Source organism: Cypionkella sp. (assembly GCF_028290025.1).
Taxonomy (GTDB): Bacteria; Pseudomonadota; Alphaproteobacteria; order Rhodobacterales; family Rhodobacteraceae; genus Cypionkella.
Genome location: NZ_JAQGKQ010000031.1, coordinates 1 through 4,463, shown reverse-complemented (window position 1 = coordinate 4,463; position 4,463 = coordinate 1). Strand labels below are relative to the sequence as shown.

Annotated in this window: 3 protein-coding genes and 1 pseudogene; 3 read left to right on the top strand and 1 reads right to left on the bottom strand. The window is 62.8% G+C overall.

Annotated elements, in window-relative coordinates; translation table 11 throughout:
* Window positions 1-162: 162 nt before the first annotated feature.
* The 3 genes and pseudogenes from JWS10_RS04210 to JWS10_RS04200 form a co-directional block, all read left to right on the top strand.
* A pseudogene (locus JWS10_RS04210) lies at window positions 163-291 on the top strand (heavy metal-associated domain-containing protein); the annotation flags it as partial.
* 106 nt (window positions 292-397) lie between these two features.
* A complete protein-coding gene (cueR, locus tag JWS10_RS04205; RefSeq protein ID WP_299505099.1) occupies window positions 398-838 on the top strand; it encodes a Cu(I)-responsive transcriptional regulator in 441 nt (146 codons plus the stop codon).
* A 98-nt stretch (window positions 839-936) separates the two neighbouring features.
* Window positions 937-2,265 (top strand): MFS transporter, encoded by a 1,329-nt coding sequence (locus JWS10_RS04200; RefSeq protein ID WP_299505097.1) that lies wholly within the window; start codon window positions 937-939, stop codon window positions 2,263-2,265.
* On the opposite strand, the gene JWS10_RS04195 is transcribed toward JWS10_RS04200, so the two are convergent.
* A partial coding sequence (locus JWS10_RS04195) for a copper-translocating P-type ATPase (RefSeq protein WP_299505095.1) occupies window positions 2,262-4,463 on the bottom strand: 2,202 nt, incomplete at its 5' end. The two genes, JWS10_RS04200 and JWS10_RS04195, sit on opposite strands and share 4 nt — an antisense overlap.

The following is a 4,463-nucleotide window of genomic DNA, read 5'->3' as shown; positions in this document are numbered from 1 at the left end:
GCCTAATGAGATAGGGCTTCCCACTATTGGAAGGTCAAGGATCAGAGTGCACATTCTTTTCCGAAACTTCTCCTTGACCTTCCCATGATTGGAAGTCCTATTCTCGGTGGGGGGAAGTGAAAATTTTGGAAAGACCGCCGCATTGATGCCGCCGAAAACAGCATGACGTTGATCTCGCCAGTGGACGGCATGACCTGCGCCTCTTGCGTGGGCCAGGTCGAAGGGGCGCTGCGTGCCGTGCCGGGTGTGACAGAGACGACCGTTAATCTCCCAACCCAACGCGCCGATGTCACCGATGTTCGCCTGTGCGGCGATGGCCCTTTCGAGCGTGTTCGCTCTGGGAAATGTGCTGCATCTGCGCCATTTTCAGCCCACGCAAGCGTCAGGAGAGACCGCCATGAACATCGGTGAAGCCGCCAAAGCCTCGGGCGTTTCGGCCAAGATGATCCGCTACTACGAACAGACTGGTCTGATCCCCGATGCCGGTCGCAGTGCTGCGGGCTACCGGACCTATACGAGCACCGAAGTGCAGATGCTGCGCTTTGTCCGCCGCGCGCGGGATCTGGGCTTTACGGTTGATCGGATTGCCGAACTGTTGGCCCTCTGGCGCGACCGGTCCCGCCACAGCGCAGATGTAAAGCAGCTTGCACTGTCGCAGATCGACGGCCTGCGCCGCAAAATCCGCGAAATGGAGGATATGGTCGCAACCCTCGAACATCTCGCCCAAGGCTGCAATGGCGATCATCGCCCCGATTGCCCGATCCTTGCCGATCTGGAAGGGGAAACATCGCGGGTGACGCAAACCAGTCCGACAGGGGCAGGATTCGGGCGGCATTGACAGCCAACATGCCAGCACTGCTGGTCGCTTTATAGTGCAGGGCGACAAAGTTTTACCCCATACTGCCGACCCTTCGATACTTTTTTAGAGACCTCCTCATGCTTAGCGTCCTCTCCTTCCGCACCTTCCGCCATCTGTTCGCGGCGCAGCTCGTCGCCCTGCTGGGCACCGGGCTCGCCACAGTGGCGCTTGGTCTGCTGGCATGGCAACTTGCGGGCGCAGATGCCGGGCTGGTGCTGGGAACCGCGCTGGCGATCAAGATGATCGCCTATGTCATGCTGGCCCCTTTGGCTGCTGCCCTCGCCGAACGCCTGCCGCGCCGCGCCTTTCTGGTGGCGCTGGACCTGGTCCGCGCCGTTGTCGTGCTTTTCCTGCCATTCGTCACCGAGATCTGGCAGGTTTATGCCCTGATCTTTCTGTTGCAGGCCGCGTCCGCAGGGTTCACTCCGGCGTTTCAGGCAACTATCCCAGATGTGCTGCCTGACGAGAAGAATTACACTAACGCGTTGTCCCTCATGCGCCTGACCGAGGATCTGGAGCAACTGCTCAGCCCCATGCTTGCCGCCGCACTCCTGACGGTGGTGAGTTTTCCAGTGCTGTTCGGCGGAACAGTTCTGGGCTTCGTCGGGTCGGCGCTGCTGGTCGCCACCGTCGTCTTTCCAGCCCGCGCACCCGCACCGCCCGGTCATTTCTGGGCCAGCACCACCAAGGGTATTCGCATCTACCTCGCTACGCCCCGCCTGCGCGGGTTGATGGTCATGGAACTGGCCGTCGCCGCCGCAGGCGCGATGATCTATGTGAATACCGTCGTTCTGGTGCAGGCTCGCTTTGGCTTGGGCGAAGCACAAGTGGCGCTGGCCTTTGCGGCCTTCGGGGCGGGGTCGATACTGGCCGCGTTTCTTTTGCCCCACGTTCTGAACCGGATGGATGACCGCCCGGTGATGCTGGCGGGCGCTGGGGGCATGGTCGCCGTGGTGGCACTGACGCCCCTAATGCCGGGATTGGTGTCGCTGATGATCCTTTGGGCGCTCATCGGCTTCGGCTTTGCTTGCAGCCAGATCCCCATCGGCCGCATCCTGAACCGCTCTGCCCACGCCGTGGATCGCCCAGCTGTGTTCGCAGCACAGTTCGCGCTGTCGCACGCGGCTTGGCTGGTCACCTATCCACTGGCGGGCTGGCTTGGGTCCACCTATGGCCTGCCGCAAGCGGCGCTCGGACTAGCCGCACTGGGCGCTGTAGCGTTGGTCGCAGTCATCCGGCTGTGGCCCGCGGCCGACCCGGTGGAGATGCCCCATTCGCACCCCGATCTGCCACCCAACCACCCGCACCTGCGCGAGCATGCCGGTGCCGAACACCGCCACGCGCTGATGATCGATGATCTTCACCGTCGCTGGCCACGCGCAGCAGGGTCCACTCTATCCTCCTAAAGAGCCACGCGCCTGAGCCGGAGCGCGTTCGCGATGACCGACACCGATGACAGGCTCATCGCGGCCGCCGCTATCATCGGCGAAAGCAGGGTGTCGGTCAGCGGGTAAAGCAAGCCAGCCGCAACCGGAATGCCCGCCGCGTTGTATGCAAATGCAAAGAACAGGTTCTGCTTAATGTTGCGCAGCGTGGCCCGCGCCAGTTTGCGCGCCCGCACGATGCCCATCAGATCGCCCCCCAAAAGCGTGATGCCTGCACTTTCCATTGCCACATCGGCGCCAGTGCCCATGGCAATACCGACATCAGCTGCAGCAAGGGCGGGCGCATCATTCACGCCATCCCCGGCCATGGCGATCTTGTGACCTTCGCTTCGCAACTGGTCGATCAAATCTTTCTTGGCCTCGGGCAGCACGCCTGCGCGCACCTCATCAATACCCAAGCTGGCGGCGACAGCCTGCGCCGTGCGCGCGTTGTCCCCGGTCGCCATGATCACCCGAATACCGAGTGCGTGCAGGGCGGCAATCGCCGGAGCAGTGCTGTCCTTGATCGGGTCGGCGACGGCGACAATGCCGGCCAATGCACCGTCAATCGCCACGAACATCGCCGTTTTGCCCGAGACACGAAGCAAATCAGCTGCAGCTTCGGCTCCCGACACATCGAGCCCAAGATCCTGCATCATCGCTGCATTGCCAAGGGCCGCAGGCCGCCCGTCGACGCGGCCCTTCACACCCTTGCCCGTCACCGCTTCGAAATCAGTCGCGTCCAGTTTGCGCACGGATTTCGCCGCAGCACCTTCGACAATCGCTTCAGCCAAGGGATGTTCCGATCCCCGTTCGAGTGCCGCTGCAACCGCGAGAATGTCGTCCTCGGCAATCGCCGCCAGCCGCACTATGTCGGTCAGCGCGGGTTTGCCGAGCGTCAGCGTGCCGGTCTTGTCCACGATCAGAATGTTCACACCCGCCATCCGCTCCAGCGCTTCGGCGTCCTTGATCAGCACGCCTGCCTGCGCTCCGCGCCCCGCAGCCGTCGTTATGGAAATCGGCGTCGCAAGGCCAAGCGCACAGGGGCAGGCGATGATCAGCACCGATACTGCAGAGGCGAAGGCAAACACCAGTGCCGGGGCGGGGCCAAGAACCATCCACCCTGCAAAGGCCAATACCGCGACACCCACAACCGTCGGCACAAACACAGCTGATACGCGATCTGCCAGCCCCTGGATGGGCGCGCGTGACCGGCGCGCGCCCGAGACCATCGCCACGATCTGAGCCAGCACCGTATCCGCGCCGACCTTTCCCGCCTCGATCACCAAGGAGCCATTCTTGTTGATCGTGGCCCCCGTCACCGGATCGCCACGGGTTTTTTCCACGGGCATCGACTCGCCGGTTAACATGCTTTCATCGAGCGACGAGTTGCCAGAAATCACCACACCATCAACTGGCACGGCGTCGCCGGGCCGCACCCGGAGCCGGTCGCCCGCCATGATATTCTCCAGTGGCGCATCGTATTCTGACCCATCGGACAGGATACGACGTGCCGTCTTGGGGGCCAGATCCAGCAGGGCCCGGATGGCATCACCGGTGCGTTCGCGCGCGCGCAACTCCAGCACTTGCCCCACAAACACCAGCGTCACGATCACCACCGCCGCCTCGTAATACGTGCCGACCATGCCGCCCATGCTGTATTCCTCCGGGAACACGCCAGGCAGGAATGTGGCGAGTAGCGAATAGCCATAAGCCGCCCCTACACCGAAGGAAATAAGCGTCCACATGTTGGGCGAGCGGTTCAGCACCGAGTCCCATCCTCGCCGGAAGAACGGCAGGGCGGCCCAGAGGATGATCGGCGTGGCGAGAAGAAACTCCAGATACATCGCGTTCTGATGGCCTACCCAGTCGCGCAGCGGCAAGCCCACCAGCGACCCCATCGTCAGCACCACCAGCGGCACTGCAGCCGCCGCCGAAATCCACAAACGTCGCGTAAAATCGGCTAGTTCCTCGCTCGGCGCGTCCGACGGTAGCATCGGCTCCAGCGCCATGCCGCAGATCGGACAGGCCCCCGGCGCATCGCGGACGATCTGAGGGTGCATCGGGCAGGTGTATTGCGCGGCCACCACCGCGACCTTGCCGCGTTTGGATGCGTTGCCCGAGGCATAGAACCAAGGATCCGTCTTGAATTTGGTCTGGCATTTTTCCGAACAAAAGTG